The 20,128-nt window shown below is 62.8% G+C and carries 26 protein-coding genes and 1 pseudogene; 21 read left to right on the top strand and 6 right to left on the bottom strand.

Annotated elements, in window-relative coordinates:
• Positions 1 to 49: 49 nt before the first annotated feature.
• The gene (locus ABIE57_RS15135) at positions 50 to 793 is read right to left on the bottom strand and encodes a Crp/Fnr family transcriptional regulator (protein ID WP_354539869.1); all 744 of its coding nucleotides are present in this window, start codon (positions 791 to 793) and stop codon (positions 50 to 52) included.
• A gap of 159 nt (positions 794 to 952) precedes the next feature.
• On the opposite strand from ABIE57_RS15135, the gene ABIE57_RS15130 reads away from it, so the two are divergent.
• Positions 953 to 1,186, top strand: coding sequence for a hypothetical protein (locus ABIE57_RS15130; RefSeq protein WP_354539894.1), 234 nt, complete (start codon positions 953 to 955; stop codon positions 1,184 to 1,186).
• 94 nt (positions 1,187 to 1,280) lie between these two features.
• On the top strand, positions 1,281 to 2,486 hold the full coding sequence (locus tag ABIE57_RS15125; protein ID WP_354539868.1) for an AI-2E family transporter: 1,206 nt from the start codon (positions 1,281 to 1,283) through the stop codon (positions 2,484 to 2,486).
• Between the two features lie 119 nt (positions 2,487 to 2,605).
• On the opposite strand, the gene ABIE57_RS15120 is transcribed toward ABIE57_RS15125, so the two are convergent.
• Complete coding sequence (locus ABIE57_RS15120) at positions 2,606 to 4,030, bottom strand: OmpA family protein (protein ID WP_354539867.1); 1,425 nt, start codon at positions 4,028 to 4,030, stop codon at positions 2,606 to 2,608.
• Between the two features lie 631 nt (positions 4,031 to 4,661).
• Between ABIE57_RS15120 and ABIE57_RS15115 the strand changes: the two genes are divergently transcribed.
• Both ABIE57_RS15115 and ABIE57_RS15110 read left to right on the top strand, forming a co-directional pair.
• Positions 4,662 to 5,183 carry a hypothetical protein gene (locus ABIE57_RS15115; RefSeq protein WP_354539866.1) on the top strand — a complete coding sequence of 174 codons (522 nt, stop codon included), beginning with the start codon at positions 4,662 to 4,664 and terminating at the stop codon, positions 5,181 to 5,183.
• A 128-nt stretch (positions 5,184 to 5,311) separates the two neighbouring features.
• A complete protein-coding gene (locus ABIE57_RS15110) occupies positions 5,312 to 5,659 on the top strand; it encodes a hypothetical protein (RefSeq protein ID WP_354539865.1) in 348 nt (115 codons plus the stop codon).
• 467 nt (positions 5,660 to 6,126) lie between these two features.
• Here the strand turns inward: ABIE57_RS15110 and ABIE57_RS15105 are convergent, their stop codons facing one another.
• The 3 genes from ABIE57_RS15105 to ABIE57_RS15095 form a co-directional block, all read right to left on the bottom strand.
• The gene (locus ABIE57_RS15105; RefSeq protein WP_354539864.1) at positions 6,127 to 6,516 is read right to left on the bottom strand and encodes a hypothetical protein; all 390 of its coding nucleotides are present in this window, start codon (positions 6,514 to 6,516) and stop codon (positions 6,127 to 6,129) included.
• A 3-nt stretch (positions 6,517 to 6,519) separates the two neighbouring features.
• A complete protein-coding gene (locus tag ABIE57_RS15100) occupies positions 6,520 to 6,795 on the bottom strand; it encodes a glycine zipper domain-containing protein (protein WP_354539863.1) in 276 nt (91 codons plus the stop codon).
• Between the two features lie 88 nt (positions 6,796 to 6,883).
• On the bottom strand, positions 6,884 to 7,069 hold the full coding sequence (locus ABIE57_RS15095; protein ID WP_354539862.1) for a hypothetical protein: 186 nt from the start codon (positions 7,067 to 7,069) through the stop codon (positions 6,884 to 6,886).
• A gap of 177 nt (positions 7,070 to 7,246) precedes the next feature.
• Between ABIE57_RS15095 and ABIE57_RS15090 the strand changes: the two genes are divergently transcribed.
• From ABIE57_RS15090 to ABIE57_RS15015, 16 genes and pseudogenes are all read left to right on the top strand, one after another.
• Entirely contained in the window at positions 7,247 to 7,459 is a 213-nt protein-coding gene (locus tag ABIE57_RS15090) for a DUF3185 family protein (protein ID WP_354539861.1), read from the top strand.
• 95 nt (positions 7,460 to 7,554) lie between these two features.
• Positions 7,555 to 7,746, top strand: coding sequence for a Thivi_2564 family membrane protein (locus ABIE57_RS15085; protein ID WP_354539860.1), 192 nt, complete (start codon positions 7,555 to 7,557; stop codon positions 7,744 to 7,746).
• Positions 7,747 to 7,867: 121 nt separating this feature from the next.
• Complete coding sequence (locus ABIE57_RS15080; RefSeq protein ID WP_354539859.1) at positions 7,868 to 8,026, top strand: hypothetical protein; 159 nt, start codon at positions 7,868 to 7,870, stop codon at positions 8,024 to 8,026.
• A gap of 2 nt (positions 8,027 to 8,028) precedes the next feature.
• Positions 8,029 to 8,202, top strand: coding sequence for a CsbD family protein (locus ABIE57_RS15075; protein ID WP_354539858.1), 174 nt, complete (start codon positions 8,029 to 8,031; stop codon positions 8,200 to 8,202).
• A 160-nt stretch (positions 8,203 to 8,362) separates the two neighbouring features.
• The gene (locus ABIE57_RS15070; RefSeq protein WP_354539857.1) at positions 8,363 to 8,803 is read left to right on the top strand and encodes a DUF6789 family protein; all 441 of its coding nucleotides are present in this window, start codon (positions 8,363 to 8,365) and stop codon (positions 8,801 to 8,803) included.
• A gap of 53 nt (positions 8,804 to 8,856) precedes the next feature.
• The gene (locus ABIE57_RS15065) at positions 8,857 to 9,114 is read left to right on the top strand and encodes an alpha/beta fold hydrolase (protein WP_354539856.1); all 258 of its coding nucleotides are present in this window, start codon (positions 8,857 to 8,859) and stop codon (positions 9,112 to 9,114) included.
• Between the two features lie 198 nt (positions 9,115 to 9,312).
• The gene (locus ABIE57_RS15060; protein ID WP_354539855.1) at positions 9,313 to 10,056 is read left to right on the top strand and encodes an acetoacetate decarboxylase; all 744 of its coding nucleotides are present in this window, start codon (positions 9,313 to 9,315) and stop codon (positions 10,054 to 10,056) included.
• 42 nt (positions 10,057 to 10,098) lie between these two features.
• Entirely contained in the window at positions 10,099 to 11,142 is a 1,044-nt protein-coding gene (locus ABIE57_RS15055) for a patatin-like phospholipase family protein (RefSeq protein ID WP_354539854.1), read from the top strand.
• 240 nt (positions 11,143 to 11,382) lie between these two features.
• Positions 11,383 to 11,637, top strand: a pseudogene (locus tag ABIE57_RS15050) (hypothetical protein); the annotation flags it as partial.
• 261 nt (positions 11,638 to 11,898) lie between these two features.
• A complete protein-coding gene (locus ABIE57_RS15045; protein WP_354539853.1) occupies positions 11,899 to 12,555 on the top strand; it encodes a TetR/AcrR family transcriptional regulator in 657 nt (218 codons plus the stop codon).
• The gene (locus ABIE57_RS15040; RefSeq protein WP_354539852.1) at positions 12,552 to 13,325 is read left to right on the top strand and encodes an ABC transporter ATP-binding protein; all 774 of its coding nucleotides are present in this window, start codon (positions 12,552 to 12,554) and stop codon (positions 13,323 to 13,325) included. The genes ABIE57_RS15045 and ABIE57_RS15040 overlap by 4 nt, the downstream gene beginning before the upstream one ends.
• On the top strand, positions 13,318 to 14,034 hold the full coding sequence (locus ABIE57_RS15035; RefSeq protein WP_354539851.1) for an ABC transporter ATP-binding protein: 717 nt from the start codon (positions 13,318 to 13,320) through the stop codon (positions 14,032 to 14,034). The genes ABIE57_RS15040 and ABIE57_RS15035 overlap by 8 nt, the downstream gene beginning before the upstream one ends.
• Entirely contained in the window at positions 14,031 to 14,894 is an 864-nt protein-coding gene (locus tag ABIE57_RS15030; protein ID WP_354539850.1) for a branched-chain amino acid ABC transporter permease, read from the top strand. The genes ABIE57_RS15035 and ABIE57_RS15030 overlap by 4 nt, the downstream gene beginning before the upstream one ends.
• Positions 14,891 to 15,793: a branched-chain amino acid ABC transporter permease gene (locus ABIE57_RS15025; protein ID WP_354539849.1), complete on the top strand. Its 903-nt coding sequence runs from the start codon at positions 14,891 to 14,893 to the stop codon at positions 15,791 to 15,793. Before ABIE57_RS15030 ends, ABIE57_RS15025 begins: the two co-directional genes overlap by 4 nt.
• Positions 15,794 to 15,839: 46 nt before the next feature.
• Complete coding sequence (locus ABIE57_RS15020) at positions 15,840 to 17,048, top strand: ABC transporter substrate-binding protein (RefSeq protein WP_354539848.1); 1,209 nt, start codon at positions 15,840 to 15,842, stop codon at positions 17,046 to 17,048.
• A 51-nt stretch (positions 17,049 to 17,099) separates the two neighbouring features.
• The gene (locus ABIE57_RS15015) at positions 17,100 to 17,645 is read left to right on the top strand and encodes a carboxymuconolactone decarboxylase family protein (protein ID WP_354539847.1); all 546 of its coding nucleotides are present in this window, start codon (positions 17,100 to 17,102) and stop codon (positions 17,643 to 17,645) included.
• A gap of 479 nt (positions 17,646 to 18,124) precedes the next feature.
• On the opposite strand, the gene ABIE57_RS15010 is transcribed toward ABIE57_RS15015, so the two are convergent.
• Complete coding sequence (locus ABIE57_RS15010) at positions 18,125 to 19,066, bottom strand: LysR family transcriptional regulator (protein WP_354539846.1); 942 nt, start codon at positions 19,064 to 19,066, stop codon at positions 18,125 to 18,127.
• A gap of 98 nt (positions 19,067 to 19,164) precedes the next feature.
• Between ABIE57_RS15010 and ABIE57_RS15005 the strand changes: the two genes are divergently transcribed.
• Entirely contained in the window at positions 19,165 to 20,127 is a 963-nt protein-coding gene (locus ABIE57_RS15005; RefSeq protein WP_354539845.1) for a TAXI family TRAP transporter solute-binding subunit, read from the top strand.
• Position 20,128 lies beyond the last annotated feature (1 nt).

The following is a 20,128-nucleotide window of genomic DNA, read 5'->3' as shown; positions in this document are numbered from 1 at the left end:
TGCGGCCGGAACGGTGCCCCTCCGGCAAAGGCCTCGCCGGGGCGGTGCGTCAGCGCAGAAGCGGCCCGTCATGATCGAGATAGTCGGTATCAAATCCCGCAAGGTCCCGGAGCCGGTCGATATCGTTGAAGACCACCTGGCCCTTTCGGAAGGTGACGAGGCCGTCATCGCGCAGATGACGCAGCACGCGATTGACGTGCACGGCGCTCAGCCCGAGCGCGTCGGCAAGGTGGTACTGCGTCAGAGGACAGGCATAGCCGGTCTTGTCGCCCATCCCCACAAGCATCAGACGTGCCCCGAGTTCGAGCAGGAAATGCGCCATGCGTTCCTCGGCCGACCGACGCCCCAGATTGACCAGATGCTCGACCACCATCGCCTCGTCGCGTGACGCCGCCCACAGAACGGCGGTGGCCAGACGCGGCGCATGCGCGAAGGCATCGAAAATATCCGAGGCGAGAACCTCGGAGGCCTCGATGCGCGTCGCGGCCTCGATGCTGTGATCGGCGGTGCGGAAGAGGATGCTGCGCAGGCCGAGAAAATCACCCGGAACCTGGAAATCCACGATCTGCCGCTCGCCATCGGGCAGCACCTTGTAGGACAGCGCCCAGCCCTCGGCCAGGATGAAGGCCGATGCCTTGGATTGCCCTTCATGGATCAATTCATGCCCAGGCAAGAAGGTTCGCCGCTGGCGGTGAAAGCGCTTGAGCGTTTCAAGATCGACATCGGACAAGGCGACGAACGCCGAGAGTTTTCTGGTCAACGGACTGTCCAAGGGCAATACTTTCGCTTCCATTGCCAACGCTGGCGAGGGGCTCACTGATACGGATATCCGGAAAATGCGCGGACAAAGCTGCTTTGCATCAGTCCAGAGTAACCGAAGACGCTTATGATCGCACGATGTTGCGGGTTCATGAGAACCGCGCATCTATCCCGAGTTGAAAGTGAACCTGACATGTCCCCACCCGTTGATACAGCCGGAACCGCCGCGCTGGCCATTTGCGAATCACTGCTGCTCGCGCTCAATGATCGCAATATCCTGCCCGAACAGGAGATCGTCGGCATTCTGAAGGATGCGGCGGCCGCGCACGAAAACGCACCGGCAGGCGATCAGGATGCGCTGCACGCGGCGGTGGTTGTGCTGATCAAGGGCATTCTGGCCGGCGGCAATTCCGTGCGTCGACACTGACGCCAACCAGGCAGCGACTGCGAGAGTCATGATTTTTCCCGATCCTCCATCAGCCCCTTGATGCCCTCGTCCACCAGAAAGGTCGGCGCACAAAATGGCAGATGACCAACCGGAACCGGCATTGATTGCATCAAGTCCAAAGCCCAGGGCATTCGGGAGCGGGGGATGGTTCTCCACGCTCGGGCTTGGCACGTTGCAGACGGCGTTTCTCGGAATCATCGCCGGGCTGATGACCCTGGCCGCTCTGGATGCAGCCAGTCTGATCGCCGTTCCCACGGTTCTGGCGCTGCTCTGCGCAATTGCTCTTGCGCCAGCGGTCCGATGGCTGGAACGCACGGGCGCGCCCGGCTCTCTCTGCGCGGCTGTTGTTGTCGGCGGCCTTCTGGTTGGGATGGCGGCCACGGTCTATGCGTTCGCGCCCTCGGCAGAGGCCCTGACCACGAGCGGGCCGGAGATTCTGCGCAAGGCGGAAGTGCGCGCCCGCCAGCTCATTTCGGACCTGTCGCCGTTGTCGGAACGCGGGTTTCCTGTGGTGGTGGAAAGGAGCCTGGTCACGAATCCCGACAATCCTCCCCCATTGGATACCAACGACGGAAAAGCCACGGGCGACGACGCCGTGGACAAGCTGGTGGACGGAGGGCAGCGGCTGCTGGCCGATTGGGCCATCGCGGCGCCGGGCGTCGCGGCAGGAGCCTTGTTGTGGGCCATGCTGACGTTTTTTCTGCTGCGTGATCGCGTCATGCTGGCGCGTCAGGGCCTGTCGCTGATTTCGCAGGCATCGACGCGCCGGGCGGTTGGCCGGGCGATGCGCGATGTTCGGACGAATGTCGCGCGCTACCTTCTGGCCATCACGGTTGTCAACCTGAGCCTCGGGGCCTTGGTTGCGGCGGCGTTCCATCTGATCGGCATGACGCATGCGCCTCTCTGGGGTGTCGCTGCTGCGCTCGCAAACTTCATGCCCATTATCGGGGTTGCCATCCTGGCGGTTGTCACGCTTGCAGTAGGCATCGTTTCCTTCAACGATCCGGCCGTCGCTTTATTGCCCTTTGCCGTGGTCGTGGCGCTGAACGCGATTGAGGCCAATGTGATCACACCCATGATCGTGGGCGCGCGCATTCGAATGGCACCTATCGCCATTTTCGTGGCCATCGCTTCGGGTGCCTGGCTCTGGGGTGCCGCAGGTGCGCTGATCGCCACACCGGCGTTGATTGTCGCTGCGGCCTTCGTGCGACGGCTCAACTCGGCTGGGCGGCCCCCACCGTCCCGATACCAGCAGAACAACCGGAACCAGACGGAGTGACACGGACTGCGAAGCTCTCCTGATGTCGTCTGCTCATGCGGAACGCGAAGCTGACGCCTGCCGGTGAACGATACATCTCATTGGCCTGCATGAGGGTTGCAGAACGAGACGCCGCCATGTCACTGCCCGCTTTGCCGCATGAGCGTCGTGATCCGGCGGACGGCGACGCGGCGGTTGACCCGTTCGGCCTGCTGCGTCCGGATTTTCAGGAAGCGTTCGCCATATCCCTGCACGACCATGTTCTCGGTCGGCACATCGAAATACTCGTTGAAGGCGAGCGCGACGGATTCAGCGCGCCGGTCAGACAGCAGCAGGTTGTAACCCGGCTCTCCGATCGCATCGGTATAGCCTTCGATCAGAAACAGTTCGGTCGGATCCTCGGCGATGACGTCACGCATCAGCATGCCCATCTGGCGCAATTGCTCGGCCTGCGAGGGCTGGATCGCGGATGAGGCGGTGGCAAAAGTGACATTCCGAAGGTTGATCTCGGGGCTCAACTGTCGCACTTCACTGATGTCGCGCACCTGTTGCAGGCTGAAACTGCGACCGATGTCGCGCCGGTCGGCAGCAAGCAGGGCCGCACGCAGGCTCTCGCCGTCGCTGGCCGCCTGATAGTCGAACGTCTCAACGGCTGGCTTGGGCAGGTCGCGCACCACCACCGGCGCAAAGGTCTGGGTGTCGTCGAACAGCACATATTCGCGCCCGTCCGTCTCGATCAGAACGCGTCTCAGAACACGCCCGTCGGAATCGCGGATGGTGACGATCTCGGTGCCATCGCTGCGCAGGACATTGGTGCGCGTGGAGCCATCGCTGAACCGCTGCGTGCGGACCTCCGAACCGGGCTGGCGCAGCAACGCGTCATCGTCCTTGAGGATCCGGTAATCGTTGTCATCATCAACCACAACAACCCGGTCGCCGGTATTCGCTGCTACACGCTGACCGTTCAACAGGATCGCGCCCACCACGACCGCACCAAGCGCCACCAGACCGGCCTTTTGCAAATCGCTCATTCCGTTCCTGGATTTCGAGTTTTGCGCAACACTCTGTTGGGTTGTGGTGCCGCCCTGATTCTCAGGGCGCCATTCCTCGAATTCTTCACTGCTCGCGCGGCTTGTCTGCTCCGTGACGGTCTCGGTTGTCACGTCACCCGGGGTTTCGGTATCCGCCGCTGTGGCCAGCGCTTCAAGCGGCGCACCGGTCAGTGTTTCGATAACGCCCTGATCGGGTGTCGCGGATTCGGTCTTTTGTTCTTCCGTGGATTTTGCGTCCGCCGCAGCCAGAGCCGCGGCTTCTTCTGCCGCTACCGCTGCCGCCTCTGCCTTGGCTTGTGCTACGGCCTCAGCCTCTGCCGCAGCATCCCCTACCGCCTGAGCCTCGGCTGCCGCTGCCGCCGCCGCTGCATCGGCTTGTGCCACGGCCGCAGCCTTGGCGGCGGCATCCGTCTCGGCCTGAGCGTCCGCCGCAGCCTGAACCCTGGCAGCCTCTTCCTCAGCCGCGAGCGCCACCGCCGCAGCGTCGACCTCGGCCTGAATCCTGGCGGTCACTGCGTCTGCCAAGGCGTCAGTCTCAGCTATGATCTCAGTGAGCGCTTCGGCACCTGCGGCGTTTCCATTTGCGTTGGGATTGGATTGCGCCAGCAGAGGTCCCGGCTGCAACAAGGACATGATGGTAAGAATTGCGGTGGTTGATTTCAGAGAATGATTCGTCATGTCGTTTTCCTCTTAAATGGCGCAGCAATCTGCGGTCAGAATTAGTGTCGCGGATATCATTTCGGCAACTTGACAGCGGTCGGGTAACGAGCGCGATCATCTCATGGGACGCGGCTATGACACCCACACTCGAATTTCATTGGCTTTCCCATGATATGCTACGGCGATATCTCAGGCCGCTCCTGCGCGGGACCGGGGCAAATACGAGGCATCGTATTTCCTACAGGCGGTTCCGCGATCTGAGTTTTCAACTGCGCAACTCCTAGATCAAAAACGGTGTCGGCACGCTGATGCAGGTAAGTGCCGAGGGACGTATTTCCTGCGACAAGCAACGACCGAGCAGACAAACCGACATGACGCTCGCAGTCGTTCACATTTCACATCCAGACAGGGACTGTGCGACCCGCCCGTCACGGCGGTGCGCAGGTATCTGTCGATGATGATGATAAAACCAAGGACACTCACGATGAACCTTCTCAAGACTACAGCCCTTTGCAGCATAGTCGCACTGGCCGCCGCCGGCCCCTTGGCCGCATTGGAAAAAACTCTTTCCGGCCTCGAGGTCACATCCAACCTCACCGCCTATGAAGACAACAATGTCCTCAAGTTCTGGCCGTCTCTGGACGAGGATATTGCCACGGCCATCGCCTCGAAACTCACCATTGATGACAAGGCCGACGCGCCGCGGATCTCGGTCGAGATCAACAAGGTTTCGATCGACGGCGATACGGTGCTGCCGGATTCGGGCGAATTCAACACGCTCGAGGGGACCGTGACCACCCATGCGGGAGCAAACAATGCCGGTTCGAATTCCAAGGCAACAACCACGGATGCTCTGACTGGCAGTTATCCCCTCTACATGACGGCAGTCAGCGGAGAGCGCAAGGTTCCCGATGACTGGGTCGTGGTGGCACCGTCGCAGGACGATTTCTACAATGCCCTGATCGACGCCTACGCCACGGCGATCGTCGAGCGCATCGCGGAATAATCGCTGACATGAACCGCCGGTCCGCCAAATGGCAGACCGGCGGTTTTTAACTCGGGACAGGTTTCCGACAGCAACGACCGGCGCAGGGGCCATCTGCTGCAATGGAAAGCACGATGAAGGATTGAACCATGACAGATGAAGACACGATCTGGGCCATGGAAGAGCGGTTCTGGACGGAAGGTGCCGACAGCGCCCGGCTGATGACGACCAAAGACGCGGTCTTTGTCTTTCCATATCCGGTGGGCATTCTGCAGGGCAATACAGTCTGGCGGGAACGCCAGGTCGCACAGCGCTGGCGTTCGGTGGTTTTCTCGGAACGGTGCTTTGCCCGGGAAAAGGACGTGGCCGTTCTGGCCTATCACGTGTCCGCCGAACGCGACGACACCCCGATCCATGAGGCGCTGTGCACTTCGTCCTATGTCAATGATGCCGGCACATGGCTGCGGATCGTGCACCAGCAAACGCCGTCGTCCTGACCTCGGCACCTCTGCGCCCTTCGCCGCGCGTTGCACGGACGTTGAAACGGCCTCACACACGGCACGCCCCCTAACCTGGATCAGCCGCGCGAATGTCGATCCGTGGCACTGTCAGCCCGGTCTGGTGTGCCCGCCTCACAGCTTCCTGTGCTGGCCGCACGTTTGAAGGGACACGCGGGACGGCCTATCATGAAATGACCATTGCAGCGGATGCGGCGATCTTGCGTGCCGGTCATGGACTCGTGGCCCCGCCGCACGAGGTAAAAAGCGGCGGGGCCATCCGGCGCGGGGCCGAGCTTTGCACAGTGCGGCCCGGTCCCGTGCCGAATACCTTCTCTAGGATGCCTCCGGGTGCGCGAGCCGTCTGTCCGCCCGCCCGGAAAAGCGCATCACTCACCAACAGCTTGATCTGGCGCGACGGCCCCGGCACTAACCTGGATCAGTGCAGGGACCATCGCGGGGGCCGGTCAGGACCGGCGCGCCAGAATGAAGGCCGCGAGAAAGGCCACGAGCGGCAGGAGTGGACGGGCTGACCGGGTCAGCGCTATTGCCAGGGCGATATCGGCCTCTGTTCGGGAGCGCGCCTCGACAACCCGTGCCTTCCGTCGGGCCACAAGCGCACGCCCGATCAGATGCATCGCGAAAGCCAGCATCGCCACGAGTATCGCCCCCAAGAGTGCCGCAACCGGAAAACCGAACCGATCGGTCAGCGCGGCCAGACCCGATGCGAGCAGAAGCAGCGCCGCCAGAACAACCAGCGCGGCCGTCACGGCCGCCATCGCCGCCCGGACGGCGGCAGCGCCGGTTCGGGCCACAAGGAAATCACGCAGCGGCGCAAGGAGCGGAAGGCCGGTCACGGATCAGCCCTTTCGCGCGACCAAGCCAAGCAAGAGGCCGATACCGGCGGCGATACCGATTGCGGTCAACGGATGACCAAGCACCGCATTGGTGGCTGTCGCCTGTGCGTCCCGACCGGTCTGGCCGATCTTGCGTCCGGCGGTTTCGATTCCGTCGGACACGTCTTCGGAGATCATGGCGGTCAATCGCGCAAGATCGGCGCGCAAGGTCTCGATCTGCTGGGCGATGTCGTGCTCGGGCAGCGCGGTCTTGGTGTTCAGGGGGGCGGATGTGCTCATAACAGGTCTCCAGACGTGGGGCGGGTACCACGGGTCGTGCCGTGGTTCACTTCGGCATGGTCGGATGCCCTCGGACTGGCCGTTGCACTCAGCGCAATCCCAGAAACCCCATGACAAATACGATGACCACAATCAGTCCGATGATGTAGATCAGCCGGTTCATCGCGATGCCTGTCCATTCCCGGATCGCCGAAATTGGCGTCCCTTCGAGCAATGTATCACCCCGCCCAAAAGGCGGAACAACATGGATCAGTATCGGCGCAATCAGGTTCACGAAGTGTCTGTGACGGCGCGGGCGGTTCCCGGAGAGACTGATCCATGTGAGTGCCGTCGCACGGGAAACCGCCATACTGCGCGCTCGCCGCTGCATCTCACGGCGGCCAACGGTCGGGCCCTTGCCCCTCCCGAAGCACATTCTTGCGGGGAGAGACCCGTCTCTGGAGATCACATAATGACACAGTCGAAAATCATCGGCCTCGTTGCGCTTGTCGTCGGTGCCGTGCTGCTTCTCTTCGCCTGGAGGGGAAGCAACGCTCCGGCGGATCAGCTATCCGAGGTGATGACCGGTCGATTCACGGGAAACACGATGTGGTTCATGATCGTCGGCCTGATCGGTGTCGTCGCGGGGGGCGCGCTGTTCTTGCGGGGCCTTGTTCGCTCCTGATCCGAGCGCCGATGCATCGGAGTGCATGCAGTCACAGGCTTCGCCCGGTCGCTCCGCCGACCCACGCCCATGGGCACAACACAAGGAAACCATTCATGTCATTACTCAATCTGATCGTCACGCTTGTCGTCGTCGGCGTCGCCCTCTGGGCAATCAACACCTACTTGCCGATGGACCGCAAGATCAAGTCGATCCTGAACGTGGTCGTCGTGATCCTGGTGGTCGTGTGGCTGTTGCAAGGCTTTGGTCTTCTGGGTGATCTGGGCGCGATTCGGGTCGGTGGCTGACACAAGAGAACGCGCATTTCTGAACTGATGCAGGTAAGTGCCGTCCTTCCGTAGGAAGGGTATTGAGGATCGAAGAGATCGCGGCATTCGCCGCTCGTATCCCGGTATCAGGAGAAACAACATGAAGACGCCAAGGATTGCCACGGTGACGATGATTGCAACCGTTCTGGCTGCGTCACTTTCGCTTCAAGCCTGCAACACGACCGCGGGCATCGGTCGGGACGTATCGGCCGGCGCGGATGCGGTAACCGAGTCCGCCGTGAAGAACAAGGGATACTGACATTGGACAAGGACCGGATCGACGGATCGGCAAAACAGATCAGCGGCGCGATCCGGCGTTTCTTCGGGCGCTTGCTGGGCGATCGAAAGATGCGCATCGAGGGCCTTGTCGAAGAAGAGGTCGGCAAGGCCCAGAACGCCGTGGGCGGCGTGAAGGATGCGATGCGAAAAAAGTGATGTCCTCACCCAACCCGCCCTCTTCGCAATCTATCGCCAGCCGTGCGGCCCTCCGCCCGACACGGTGCCTTTTGGCATGCGACCCGGGCGAATGTTCGCAAGGCCCTGAACCGACTACCTACCCTGCCTGTCCCGCCCCCCATCACCAAAGGATGACAAAGTGACCAGACCTATCGCCGGAATACTCGCCGGGCTGATCGCCACCGCGATCCTGTCCCTGCTGATGCTGCTCAAGGGGATGATGGGGCTGATGCCCGATCTCGACGTGATCGGCATGATTGACGGCATGATGGGAGCCGGGTTGGCCATGGGCTGGGGCGCACATTTCGTCATAGGGGCGCTCTACGGCCTCGTTTTTGCGTTTGTGTTCGGTAACATCGAGACATCAAGCGCCGTGATCCGGGGGATCGTGCTCGGGCTGGCCGGATGGCTTTTCATGATGGTGGTCCTCCTGCCGATGGCAGGCGGCGGGCTGTTTGGCGCGGCGATGCCATCGGGAATGATGGTGCCCGTTGCAACGCTGATGCTGCACGCGATCTTCGGCGCAGCGCTCGGGGCAAGTTACGCGGCGCTGCGCAGCTATTATCCCGTGACAGCGTGAACGTTCCGGGCACCGATGCCGTCTGCCCCCATGAAACACGAAAGGGCGGTCCGATGACACACCCCAACCCGACCCACCGTTTCGCGATGGTCGAAGGCCACCGCATCGCCTATCTCGACGAGGGCGCGGGCCCGCCCCTTGTCCTGCTGCACGGCATCCCGACGTCGAGCCTTCTGTGGCGCGAGGTGATCCCGGAGCTGGCAAAGTCCCGTCGGGTGTCCGGACCATCTCGGCCCGGACAGCCAACCATCATGGGGGCGATGCATGTCTCTCTCCGAAACGATCTGCATCATCACCGGGAGTGCCGGTAGCATCGGGCTGGAAATCTCCTATACTTTCGCCAAGGCACGGAATTCACGGTTTTGGAGGATGTCGCGCAGACGGCGCTCTTTCTTGCCAGCTTCCCCAGCAACGCGTTGACCGGGCAACGCGTCGTCGTCAGCCACGGCTGGCGGGTGGGCTGACCCGAGCCACCCGAACGATCGCACCGCGACAAGGAAAACCCACGCATGACCAGAGATGAAATCCTCTCCCTCGCCGGAATGCCGCCGGGCAACCCGAGCTATCCGCATGGCCCGTATCGGTTCATCAACCGGCAATATTTCAACATCATCTACGAGAGCGACCCGGACGCGATCCGCGCCATGGTGCCCGAACCGCTGGAGCCTGACGGATCAGGCACGGTGGTCTATGAGTGGATCGACATGCCCGACAGCTCCGGTTTCGGGGCCTATCAGGAATCGGGAGTTGTGATTCCCTGCCTGCTGGATGGCAAGCCGGTCAATTACACCGCGATGATGTTTCTCAACGACGAGCCGCCGATCACGGCGGGGCGCGAGATCTGGGGCTTTCCCAAACGCTGGGGCGAGCCGGACCTGCGGGTGGAGCGGGACACGCTGACCGGAACGCTGGCCTATGCCGGGCAGCGCGTGGCCATGGGCACCATGGTCTACAAGCACGAGACCATGTGCGACGACCCTGCCGACTGCGCGGCGAAGCTGGCCAAGACCGCCGTCAACCTCAAGCTGATCCCCTGCGTGACCGGCAAACCGCGTGTCGCCGAACTGGTCGCCTTCGAGATGATCAATATCACCATCAAGGGATTCTGGCGTGGCCGCGCCCGCCTGCATCTGGTGCCGCATGTCAACGCGCCGGTCGCGGACCTGCCGGTGCGCCGCGTGATCGAGGGCCAGCACATCATCGCCGACCTGTCACTGCCCTATGGCCGCGTCGTGCACGACTATCTTGCCTGAAGCGCTCTTGCGGGCCCCGTCTGTCCTGAAAGGACCAATCCGATGGCGACCAAACCCAAACTCGTGAACCTCGCCCTGCAGGGGGGCGGTGCGCACGGTGCCTTCACCTGGGGAGTGCTCGACGGCATTCTCGAAGACGGTCGGCTCGCCATTGCCGGTGTCTCCGGCACCTCGGCGGGCGCAATGAATGCCGTGGCCCTCGCTGACGGCTATACCCGCGACGGGCCGGACGGCGCGCGCGCCGCCCTCGATCATTTCTGGCGCTGCATGAGCGAGGGTGCCAGGAACAGCCCGCTGAAACGCACGATTTATGACAAGCTCACCGGCTATTGGGGGCTGGAACACAACCCGGTCTATCACGCGATGGATGCGCTGACGCGGCTGGCCTCGCCCTATCAGCTCAACCCGATGAACCTCAACCCGCTGCGCGATTTGCTGGAGGAAAGCATCGACTTCGAGATGGTGCGCAACTGCACGGCCTTCAGGCTCTATATCTCGGCCACCAATGTAAAGACGGGCAAGGTCAAGGTCTTCCCGCGCGAGGAACTGACGGCCGATATGGTCATGGCCTCGACCTGCCTGCCGACGATGTTCCAGGCGGTCGAGATCGAGGGCGTGCCCTACTGGGATGGTGGCTACATGGGCAACCCGGCACTCTTTCCGTTCCACGGCCAGACCGGCACCGATGACATCGTGGTGATCCAGATCAACCCGATCGAGCGCGAGGGCACCCCCAAAACGCCGCAGGACATCCAGAACCGGATGAACGAGATCAGCTTCAACGGCAGCCTGCTGAAGGAATTGCGCGCCATCGACTTCGTTGACCGGCTGATCCGCGAGGGCAAGCTGTCCAGGGACGATTACCGGCAGGTGCGGGTGCACATCATCGAGAACCAGGCGGAGATGAATCCGCTGGGGGCGTCGTCGAAGATGAACACCGAATGGGCATTCCTGACCAAGCTGCGCGACATGGGCCGCGAGACGGCCGCGCGCTGGCTCGACGAGACGTTTCCGTTCATCGGCGAGCGCGGCACGGTCGATCTGCGTGAGATGTTCGAGGGCATCGGCGGCCAGCATCAGGGATAAGTCGTTGTCGCGTTGCTGTTAAATCTGAAGTAGATAATCCAATAAAAACAATGCCGTCCCTTTGCCATTAAATATGATATTTTCGCCTTAACTGCGATATCGTTGCCCATAATGCTGAAACAGTGCTTTAGCGGGCTGGGTCAGCTAAAACCTTTAAAGTCATGTTGTTAGCTCGGTCATCTCATATTTATGGGTAAGATTTTGGGAACAAAAGGGCTGCCAAAGCGTTCTGTCTCGTCGTTAACGGCAACGCGAAACGAGGCGCGGTCAGCGCGGTTGGAAGCCGAGATGACTATGCTCTCGGGTAAAACGCCCCCAGCCTTGCGCGTCTTGTTAGCTGAATGGCCGCTTGTCTCCACCCCGATGGCCGAGGCTCTGACCGGTGCGAGCCGCGCCGCTGTCCAACGCAACCTCGCCTGCATGGAAGCGCGGGGCCTGGTCCGCGAGGTGACCGAGCAGGGAAGGTATCGGATGTGGCGGGTTGCAATAGGATGAACCACGCTGGACCGAGCCTTTCAGCAAACTGCAACGCAAAAGTCGGCTCTCATCGTTCCCGTATCCATCGTATCTACGCCAGTGATTCCGGGGAGCCTTTAAAATGGGCGTTGCGTCGTGGTTCTTTGAACGTGTTATGATCATCCCATTGCGCAAAAACTCAGCCAGTAGCGGGCGAGACGCGGAAATCTTACATACAGTCGTGAATGTTTCTTGTCAAAACGGAACGCCTGTGCTGTGCTCACTCCGAAGGGGCATGTGATGATGGCGCAGCAACGCAAATCCGCAGCCGGTCGCACCGGGGCACCGCGCCGCCGGACGCAGGACGAGCGCTCGGCCGCGACCATCGACACCCTGTGTCAGGCGACGGTCGCGCTTATCGCGGAGGTCGGATATGCCAATATCACCACCACCATGATCGCAGAGCGTGCGGAGATATCGCGGGGCGCGATCCTGCATCATTTCGAGACGCGAGCGGACCTCGTGAAGCGCGCGACCGGCGTCATGTGGGCGGCCGTGGTGGAGGCCGCTGCCGCGATACGCGCCGATCACATGGCCAGGGGTCTGACGGCGGAGAACGTCATCGAGCGCGCCTGGACCGGGCTGATGACCGATGCCTATGTGGCGGTCACCATCGACATGATGTCCGCCTCGCGGGGCGACCCGGACCTGCGCCAGCATGTCGAAAGCTGGATGCGCCGCATGTTCGAGAGCTATCGCGAGACCGCGCGCGAGGTGTTCGGCGCGTCGGGTCTGTCCGCACGCGATGCCGAGACGCTGATGCTGGTGGTGACCTCCTGCCTGCGCGGGCTGCGCGTCGGGCAGATGATCGAACCCGATCCGGTCCGGGCGCGGGCGACGCTTGCCCTGCTGGCCGACCTGATCCGGCTGAGGTTGTCGGAGGCGGAGCAAACATGACCACCTTGCTGCAAGCGCGCGGCATGAGCCGACGGTTTGGCGGCGTGCAGGCGGTGCGCGAGATGTCGCTTGACGTGGACCGGGGCAGTGTCACCGGTCTTATCGGCCCCAACGGCGCGGGCAAATCGACGCTGTTCAACCTGCTGAGCGGCGTGGTGCGCGCGGATGCCGGTGAGGTGCGTCTCAACGGGCAGGACGTAACGCGGCTGGCCCCGTGGCGGCGGGCACGGTTGGGGATGATCCGCACGTTCCAACTGGCCCGCGAGTTCCAGCGCATGACCGTGCTGGAAAACCTGATGCTTGCGCCGCAGGCCCAGCTTGGCGAGCGGCTCTTGCCGATCTTCCTGCGGCGCGGCGCGGTGCGGGCGCAAGAGGCGGAGGTGTATCGCCGCGCCTGCGAGGTGATGGACATCGCCACCCTCAGCCATCTGCGCGACGACTATGCCGGCGATCTTTCGGGCGGGCAGAAGAAGCTTCTGGAGCTTGCCCGCGCGCTGATGATCGACTGCGACCTGATCCTGCTCGACGAGCCGGGGGCCGGGGTCAATCCGGCGCTGATGAACACGCTCACCGACATGATCCGCCGCCTGAACCGGGACCACGGCAAGAGCTTTCTGATCGTCGAGCATGACATGGACATGATCGCGCAGCTCTGTGACCCGGTGGTGGTGATGACGCAAGGCAGCCTGCTGACATCGGGGCATTTCGACGACCTGCGCCGCGACCCGGCGGTGATCGAGGCCTATCTGGGGAGAGCGGCCGATGCCTGAGACGGTGCTTTCGGTGGCAGATCTCAGTTCGGGCTATGGCAAGGCGGTGATCTGTCAGGACGTGTCGCTCGCGCTGTGCGCGGGGCAGATCACCTGCATCATCGGCCCCAACGGTGCGGGCAAATCGACCCTGCTCAAGACCATCGCGGGGGTGGTGCGCCCGATCTCGGGCAGCGTGCGCATTACCGGGCGAGAGATCGCGGGCCTGCCCGCCTCGGTGATCGCGCGCTCGGGCATGGCCTATGTGCCGCAGGAGGCCAACGTATTTCGCCAACTGACCACGCATGAAAACCTGACCATGGGGGCGTGGACCGATCCGGGGCGCGCCGCTGATGCCTGCGCACGGGTCTACGCGATGTTCCCCGATCTGGAGCCGTTGCGCCGGGTGCGCGCGGGCAACCTCTCGGGCGGGCAGCGGCAGATGGTGGCCTTTGGCATGGCGATGATGCTGGAGCCGCGGGTGCTGTTGCTCGACGAGCCGTCGGCGGGGCTGTCGCCGCTGATGGTGCGGCAGATGTTCGACATCGTGCGCCGGGTCAACGGCGATGGTGTGGCGATCCTGATGGTCGAGCAGAACGCCATCGAGGGGCTGCGCATCGCGCATCGCGGGGTGGTCATGGCAGCGGGGCGCGTCGCGCTCGAAGGCAGCGCCGAATCGCTGCTGACATCGAGCGACGTATCGGAACTCTATCTGGGAACACGGGCATGAGCCTTCAGATGATCGTCAACGGGCTGGTCAACGCCGCGCTGATCGCGCCGCCCGCGATGGCGTTTTCGCTGCTCTTCGGGATCCTGCGGTTTCCGAATTTCGCGATTGGCGGCTATATCACGGTGGGGGCTTTTGCCGCCTATACGCTCAACGTAGCGCTGGGTCTGCCGCTGCCGCTGGCGGCGGCGGGGGCGATGGCCTTTACCGCGCTGGTGGTCTGGGGGGCGCATGTCATTGTGTTCCGCCCGATGGAGGGGCAATCGGCGATCACGTTGCTGGTGGTCTCGATCGCGGTGACGCTGATCCTCGAGAATGTGATCCGGCTGATCTATTCGGCGGATGTGCGCGGGTTTGACATCCCGCTGCAACGCCCGTGGAAGGTGTTCGGTGCCCGCATCACCCCCGAGCAGGTGGAGATCATCGTCTGGAGCCTTGTGATCGGTGTCATGCTGCATCTGCTGCTGGCGCATACCCGCATCGGGCGGGCGATGCGGGCGGTCGCGGACAACCCGACGCTGGCGGCGATCCGGGGGGTGAACGCGGCCCGCGTGACGGCCTTTACCACCGCGCTTTGCGGCGCGCTGTTCGGGCTGACAGGGGTCTTTGCCGGGCTTGATCTGGTGATCGAGCCGCTGGTGGGCTGGAACCTGACGATCCCGATCTTCGCCGCCGCGATTCTCGGCGGCATTGGCTCGCCTTACGGGGCGATCCTCGGCGCGGTTCTGGTCGGGCTGGCGGAGGAGGCGACGATCCTCGTGCTGCCTTCGACCTACAAGATCGCGGTGGGGTTCGTCATCATCGCGGTGCTGCTGCTGGTGCGCCCGCAAGGCCTGTTCGGGACGGCGGAGATCAAGAAATGACCGCCTATCTCGTCTCCATGGGCACCTATGTGGGGTTCTTCATGATCCTCGCGCTGGCGCTCAACCTGCAATGGGGCATCACCGGGATGGTCAATTTCGGCATCGCGGGGTTCTATGCGCTGGGGGCCTATACCTCGGGGCTTCTGACGGTAAAGCTGGGCGTGCCGGTGGGCCTTGCCATTCCGGCGGCCTGTCTTGCGGGGCTGGTCTTGGGCGGCGCGGTGGCGCTTTTGTCGGTGCGATTGCGCGAGGATTTTCTTGCCATCGTGACGCTGGGCGTGGGCGAGATGATCCGGCTGATCGTGCTCAACGAGGATCAGATCACCGAAGGCCCGCGCGGCTTGCGGATCGAGGCGCGCCCCTTCGGCACGGTGATACCGCCGGAACACTATCCGCTGTTCTATCTTGGCCTTGTCGCGGCCTGCGTGCTGCTGACCTTCGTCATCTGCGAGGCGATCCGGCGCGCGCCGATGGGCCGCACGCTGCGCGCGATCCGCGAGGATGACGTGGTGGCCGAGGTGCTGGGCAAGAACGTGCTGCGGCACCGCGTGCAGATCTTTGCCGTGGGCGGGTTCTTCATGGGGCTCGCGGGCGCGCTCTATGCCCATTACGTCCAGAATATCAGCCCCGAGGTGTTCATGCCTGTGGTGGCGATGTTCATCTGGATGTCGGTGATCGTCGGCGGCGCGGGCAATAATCGCGGCATATTGCTCGGGGCGGGCGCGGTGATGGTGTTCCTTGAGGGAACGCGATTTGTCGGCGATTTCACCGACGCGCTGGATGCCGAGAAGATGTCGGCGCTGCGGATCATCGCCATCGGGCTTTTGCTCATCATCACCCTGCGCCTGCGGCCGCGCGGCTTGCTGCCGGAGCGGAAATTCCACGTTTCTACCGACTGAAGCGCCCGACAGAAGGCGCCTGACCCCACCCATCAAGGAGAGTGCCATGACAACCGAATGGACCAGACGAACGCTTCTCGCCAGCGGCGTGGCCGCGCTTGCGACACCGTCGATCCTGCGCGCGCAGGAGGGCGATATCGCCATTGGCTCGCTCACGCCCAATACCGGCGGCGGCGGGCCCTTTGGCCCCAATATCACCGCCTCGCACAAGCGCGTGGCCGAGGCGGTGAACGCCGCAGGCGGTATTCTGGGCCGTCAGATCCGGCTTTATCAGGAGAATTCCGAAACCAATCCCGAAACGGCGGTGCGCGCCGCCGACAAGCTCATCAACGTCAACCAGGTGCTGGCGATCCTCGGCACATGGTCATCCTCGGTCACGCTGGGGATCATGCCCAAATGCCAGAGCGCGGGCGTGATCCAGATGTGCACCTCGTCCAGTTCCGACATCCCGGTGGCCGATGAAAAGGGGCTGGTATTCAACTTTCAGCCGCTCTCGCCGATCTGGGGCCGCGCCATCGCCGATCTGGTGCTGAGCCGGGGCATCGAGAGCTATGCGCTGATGGCGCTCAACAACGATTTCACGCGCTCGATGATGGACGGCTTTACCGAGAAGGTGGGGCAAGGCGCGCTTGTGCAGGAGCCGTTTTATTACAATGCCGGGCAATCCTCGTATCGCTCGGAGGTGACGCAACTGATCGCGAAATCCCCGGCGGCCGTGTTCATCCCGTCCTACGTCACCGATTTCACCGCCGTCTACAAGGAACTCTACCGGCAGGGATATGAGGGCATCGTGATCACCACCTCGCTCTCGACCGGGGATCAGTTCAAGGAAGCGGTCGGCTCGGCGGCAGACGGGATCATCCACGGCTTTCCCGTCCCGGCGATCAACTCTCCTGCCTACAAGGAATATCTGGGCGAGGCGGGGCTGGAAGATACCGGATCGGTGCAGCACCCGTTCGGCACCGCCGGGCGCGACCAGATGTCGGCGCTTTTGCTGGCCATCGAGAAGGCCGGCACGACCGACCGCGCCGCCGTGGCGCGCGCCGTCTGGGACGTGACCACCGGCGAGGGCAAGACCACGGTCTACAACATCGCCGACGGGCTCGCTGCGCTGCGGGCGGGGGAGGAGATCAACTATTCCGGCGCGTCCGGCAGCCTCGAATTCGACGAGGAGGGCATGGTGCTCGGGCGCGATTTCCAGCTCTCGGAAATCAGCGACGGCAAGGATGTCGTCCTGCAACGTCTTGAATTCTGAAACCAACAGGAGGGGGGGCGCGGCCCCTCTCCCAGCCATAACGGAGGAACCATGGCCCGTGTAAGAGATGTCGGCATCGACGAGGTGCCCGAGGAAATCCGGCCCGTTTACGAGCGTTTCGCGCGCGATTACGGTCCCTTTCTCAATCAGGTGAAGGTGTTTGCCCACCGGCCCCCGGCGGTCAAGCATATCATGGGGTTGCTGCTCGAACTCTATGATGAGGCGGTGCTGCCGAAACGCTATCTGGAGATCGCGCTTGTCACCGTCTCGACCATCAACAAATGCGAATATTGCATCAGCCACCACGCGCCGCGCGCCGTAACGCACGGACTGAGCGCGGCGGCGGTCGAGAACATCCTCGACGAAAGTCCTGACGGGTTCGATACGGTCGATCTGCTGGTGCGCGATTACGCCGTGCAGGTGACCAATAATTTCAACACCATGCGGGACGCGATCTTTGACGAACTCAAGCGCCATTTCACCGAGGAACAGATCGTGGAACTGACCCTGCGCATCGCGCTGTGCGGGTTCTTCAACCGGTTCAACGACTCACTCCAGATCGAGATGGAGGACGGCGTGGTGCCGATGATGGCCTGAGCGACGGCGGCGGGGGCATTCGGAACGGTCGATCACCTCAAGCGCAGGCTCTGGATCGCCGCCACGACTTGACCCGCCGCCGGTTCCCGTCAGTGTCCTCGACAAGCGGCGTATTACGAAAGACTTGGCATGGCGCATCTGCACGATATACCCCCACGAAGCCGTGCTAGTATTGATCGTCTGGAATGTCCGGGTTTCGAAGAAACACGCTTTGTTTCCGGTCCGCCGCTGAACCGGCGTCGCGTTGCAGTGATATCGACAGCAGGACTACACTACCGTGATGATAACGGATTTTCAGGGTCATCCTCAGTCTGTGTGGTTGAGAGGTAGCATCGAACTCTGAGCAGTTTCGGTCCTGCTCTTCCGTACATTGCCCGTTTGGGGGCCTTCAGCCGGTTGATCTGACCTTCGGTTTGGCCGTTGCTCCACGGCATTTCGATGGTTTGGATCGACAGCACATTAAGCCGAACCGCGTCAGCTCAGGCGCATGTCGTTTCGCCCTGTCCGGGGCAAGCCTCACGCAGCTTGGTGAGGTTCTGCTTGGCGTGTTCCAGAAATGCCGTGGCGGCGGGGGAAAGCGAGCGACCGCTCTGGTGAACAAGGCCGATGCGGCGTTTGGCACCGAAGTCGCGGACGGGACGCTGCACCAACCGCTCCATCGGCAGGACCGGCAGCGTAAGCGTGGGCAGGATCGAGATGCCAAGCCCCTCTGCCACCAGCGCCCCCGCCGTGGCAAGGTGAGCCACCTCGAAGCGCGGCGCAAGGGCGACGCCACCGCGTTGGCAGGCGCCGTCGAGCAGCTCGCGCACGCTGGTGCCCACCTCCATGGCAATCACCGGCATGGCGACAAGCTCTGCCATTGCATAGCTTCTCTCTTGGGCCAACGGACCATCGGGCGCACCGACGGCAACGAAAGGATCGTCAAGAAGCGGATGGAAGGCGAGGCGCTGGCGTGCCGAGACCGTGTCCGCCGTAAAGCCGATATCTGCCCGTCCGGCCTCGATCGCGTCTACCACGCTTTCCGACAGCGCATCGACGATGCGCAGGTCGATTCCAGGGTAGATCTCGGTAAAGTTCTTCAGCAGCCTTGGCAGAAGGCCGGCGGTGACAGAGGGCAATCCAGCGATGGTAAACCTGCCGCGGCTGGCCGAAAGGTGTGAGTCAAACTCTGCCATGACATCTTCGGCAGTGTTCAGCATCCGCTCCGCCAGACGCGCAAAGGCCCGCCCGGACACGGTAGGAGAGACGTTGCGGGTGTCGCGATCAAAGAGCCGGGCACCAAGTTGCGCCTCGAGCGCCGCAAGCTGGCGCGAGAGGGCCGAGGGCGACATGCCGAGGGTTTCCGCGGCGGTGCGAAAGGAGCCCTGATCTTTCAAGGTCAGGACGGTACGGTAGTCGGTGAGCGATGGACTGTTGTTCATTATGCATCAATTATCACAAAAATCGCAATTCTCGCAACAGATGAGTTCTGCCATGGTGGGCGCAGACCCCGCTATGCGGGCACCAAGGGAGGATAGTCATGAAACATCTCGTTCACGCCCTGTTGGGGGCGACCCTGCTGGCCGGGCCGGTGGTTGCGCAGGATAAGGATCTGCTGATCGGCTCCACCTCGGCGTCGTCCAGCCATTACGGCTATTTCGTCGCCGTCGGCCAGTTGATCAACGAAAACGCCGAAGGGTTGCGCGCCTCGGTCGTTGAGACCGGTGCCACGATGGACAACATCCGCCGCATGGCCCGCAATCAGGTTGACCTTGGGCTGGTCACCACCAACGTTGCCCAGCACGCCGTCGCAGGTACCAACGCCTTTGACGGCAACCCTCAGGACCTCAGGCTGCTCTGGGTCTACACCGGCGCGCCGCAGAATGTCGTGGTGCGGGCCGACGCCGGTGTGGGAACGCTTGAGGGGCTTAAGGGCGTGCGCTTCAATCCCGGCATCAAGGGCTCGGCCACCGAGGCCACCACCGAGGCGGTATTCAGCACCCTCGGCCTGAGCGCGGATTACGTGCGCGGCTCGACCACCGATGTGGTGGGCATGATCAAGGACAATCGCATCGCAGGCTACGTGAAATCTGGCTCGGGCAACAAGCTCGACGGCTCCACGATGGACATCGCCACCTCGACCGACATCGCCATTCTGGGCCTCAGCCCTGAACAGGCCGACAAGCTGCGCGTCGAGATGCCCGATATCTCTGTGGTCGACATTCCCGAAGGGGCCGCCGACGGCGTGCCTGCCTATACCACATGGAGCTTTGGCGTGGGGGTCGCCGCGCCCGCCGCGATGGACGAGGACACCGCCTACAAGATCGTCAAGGCGATCATGGAGGACGAGACCGCGCAGGCCAATGCCATGGCCAGCCTGAAGGGGGCCAGCCTTGCCGATATCACGCTTCAGTTCGGCACGGTGCCGCTGCACCCCGGTGCGGCGCGCTGGTTCACGGAACAGGGCATCGACCTGCCTGCCAAGCTTCAGCCGTCCGAGTAAG

Origin of the sequence: Roseovarius sp. MBR-6 (genome assembly GCF_040547525.1) — a bacterium.
Classification (GTDB): Bacteria; Pseudomonadota; Alphaproteobacteria; order Rhodobacterales; family Rhodobacteraceae; genus Roseovarius.
Note: the sequence above shows the minus strand (reverse complement) of the source record. Positions and strands in the feature narration are given on the sequence as shown.

Excerpts from the sequence above, each read along its gene's own strand:
- ABIE57_RS15135 (WP_354539869.1), bottom strand. The coding sequence starts at position 793 with ATGGAAGCGAAAGTATTGCCCTTGGACAGTCCGTTGACCAGAAAACTC.
- ABIE57_RS15130 (WP_354539894.1), top strand. The coding sequence starts at position 953 with ATGTCCCCACCCGTTGATACAGCCGGAACCGCCGCGCTGGCCATTTGC.
- ABIE57_RS15125 (WP_354539868.1), top strand. The coding sequence starts at position 1,281 with ATGGCAGATGACCAACCGGAACCGGCATTGATTGCATCAAGTCCAAAG.
- ABIE57_RS15115 (WP_354539866.1), top strand. The coding sequence starts at position 4,662 with ATGAACCTTCTCAAGACTACAGCCCTTTGCAGCATAGTCGCACTGGCC.
- ABIE57_RS15110 (WP_354539865.1), top strand. The coding sequence starts at position 5,312 with ATGACAGATGAAGACACGATCTGGGCCATGGAAGAGCGGTTCTGGACG.
- ABIE57_RS15100 (WP_354539863.1), bottom strand. The coding sequence starts at position 6,795 with ATGAGCACATCCGCCCCCCTGAACACCAAGACCGCGCTGCCCGAGCAC.
- ABIE57_RS15090 (WP_354539861.1), top strand. The coding sequence starts at position 7,247 with ATGACACAGTCGAAAATCATCGGCCTCGTTGCGCTTGTCGTCGGTGCC.
- ABIE57_RS15085 (WP_354539860.1), top strand. The coding sequence starts at position 7,555 with ATGTCATTACTCAATCTGATCGTCACGCTTGTCGTCGTCGGCGTCGCC.
- ABIE57_RS15080 (WP_354539859.1), top strand. The coding sequence starts at position 7,868 with ATGAAGACGCCAAGGATTGCCACGGTGACGATGATTGCAACCGTTCTG.
- ABIE57_RS15065 (WP_354539856.1), top strand. The coding sequence starts at position 8,857 with ATGACACACCCCAACCCGACCCACCGTTTCGCGATGGTCGAAGGCCAC.
- ABIE57_RS15060 (WP_354539855.1), top strand. The coding sequence starts at position 9,313 with ATGACCAGAGATGAAATCCTCTCCCTCGCCGGAATGCCGCCGGGCAAC.
- ABIE57_RS15055 (WP_354539854.1), top strand. The coding sequence starts at position 10,099 with ATGGCGACCAAACCCAAACTCGTGAACCTCGCCCTGCAGGGGGGCGGT.
- ABIE57_RS15045 (WP_354539853.1), top strand. The coding sequence starts at position 11,899 with ATGATGGCGCAGCAACGCAAATCCGCAGCCGGTCGCACCGGGGCACCG.
- ABIE57_RS15040 (WP_354539852.1), top strand. The coding sequence starts at position 12,552 with ATGACCACCTTGCTGCAAGCGCGCGGCATGAGCCGACGGTTTGGCGGC.
- ABIE57_RS15035 (WP_354539851.1), top strand. The coding sequence starts at position 13,318 with ATGCCTGAGACGGTGCTTTCGGTGGCAGATCTCAGTTCGGGCTATGGC.
- ABIE57_RS15030 (WP_354539850.1), top strand. The coding sequence starts at position 14,031 with ATGAGCCTTCAGATGATCGTCAACGGGCTGGTCAACGCCGCGCTGATC.
- ABIE57_RS15025 (WP_354539849.1), top strand. The coding sequence starts at position 14,891 with ATGACCGCCTATCTCGTCTCCATGGGCACCTATGTGGGGTTCTTCATG.
- ABIE57_RS15020 (WP_354539848.1), top strand. The coding sequence starts at position 15,840 with ATGACAACCGAATGGACCAGACGAACGCTTCTCGCCAGCGGCGTGGCC.
- ABIE57_RS15015 (WP_354539847.1), top strand. The coding sequence starts at position 17,100 with ATGGCCCGTGTAAGAGATGTCGGCATCGACGAGGTGCCCGAGGAAATC.
- ABIE57_RS15010 (WP_354539846.1), bottom strand. The coding sequence starts at position 19,066 with ATGAACAACAGTCCATCGCTCACCGACTACCGTACCGTCCTGACCTTG.
- ABIE57_RS15005 (WP_354539845.1), top strand. The coding sequence starts at position 19,165 with ATGAAACATCTCGTTCACGCCCTGTTGGGGGCGACCCTGCTGGCCGGG.